The sequence below is a fragment of the Novosphingobium sp. 11B genome, assembly GCF_054589055.1.
In genome coordinates, this window is record NZ_BAAILP010000029.1 from 1 (window position 1) to 1,282 (window position 1,282).

Below are 1,282 nucleotides of genomic sequence, written 5' to 3' on the forward strand. Positions count from 1 at the left end.
GTGCTGACGCAGGCGCGCGAGGCGATCATCCACAAGGAGTTCCACCTCTCCAGCGCCGACCCGCGCCTTGTCGGCGAGACGGTGGCGCGCAAGATCGGGCGAACCAACTACGACGTGGCGGACCAGCTCGCCAATCTGGGCATGGAGGCAATCCATCCGCGTGCAGGGCGCGGCCTGCGCCAGTCGAACATTCCGCTGCGCGTGCGCAACACTTTTGACCGGCACGACGGCGGCACGCTGATCTGCGGCGATTACGTTTCCGAAGCGCCGCGCGTGGAGATCGTTACCGGCCTGTCCTCGGTGCAGGCGCTGCAGGTGTTCGAGCAGGACATGGTGGGGGAGAAGGGCTACGACGCTGCGATCCTCGACACCCTGACCCGCCACGGTGCCTGGATCGTCAGCAAGAGTTCCAACGCCAACACCATCACGCATTACCTCTCGGGCACCGACACGGCGCAGATGGCCGCGATCGTTTCCGATATCGAGGCCAGGTGGCCGGGCGCGGCGGTAACGGTGCAGCCGGTGGCGATGGTTTCGGTGATCGGCAGCGATCTGGCCGAGGCGGGTCTCGTCCCGCGCGCGCTCATGGCGCTGGCGGAAGCGGGCATCGGCATGATCGCGATGCAGCACCAGATCCGCAACGTGGACGTGCAGTTCATCGTCGGCGTCGAGGACTTCGACCCAGCCGTGCGCGTGCTGCACAAGGCGCTCGTCGAAGGCGCGACGACGGCGCAGGAACGCGCGGCGGCCTGACGCCCGGTTCCACTTCGTCGATGCTGAACGCCATCCTTCCCGTGCGCAGCCTGCTGCTGGCCATCTTCATGCTTATGGCGGGCGGCGGGTTCATGAACACGCTCGTCAGCGTGCGTCTCGAGCGCGCGGGAAGTGGCACGCTGGCCATCGGGCTGGTCGGCACCGCCTATTTTGCAGGGCTGGTCGCCGGATCGCTGCGCGCACCCGCATTGCTGCGCCGGATCGGCCATATCCGCGCCTTCGCCGCTTTCGTCGCGGTTCTGAGCGCCAGTACGCTGGCCTACGCGATCCACCGCGATGTGCTGTTATGGGGCGCGCTGCGCTTTGCCGACGGCCTGTGCCTTGCAGGTATCTACGTCTGCCTCGAAAGCTGGCTGGGCGAGCGGGCCGAAGGGGCAGGGCGCGGAAGCATCCTGGCAGGCTACATGATCGCGCTCTACGGGGGGCAGGCGATCGGCCAGTTCACGCTGAACCTTGGCGGCGGGGGCTCGACGATGCCGCTGCTGGCGGGCTCGATCCTGATCTCGCT

General features: G+C 67.4%; 1 protein-coding gene and 1 pseudogene. Both read left to right on the forward strand.

Annotated features, from left to right (window positions below; translation table 11 throughout):
* A pseudogene (locus ACYPYD_RS02285) lies at positions 1-753 on the forward strand (aspartate kinase); the annotation flags it as partial.
* Between the two features lie 20 nt (positions 754-773).
* On the forward strand, positions 774-1,282 hold a 509-nt coding region (locus tag ACYPYD_RS02290; RefSeq protein WP_459661908.1), incomplete at its 3' end, for an MFS transporter.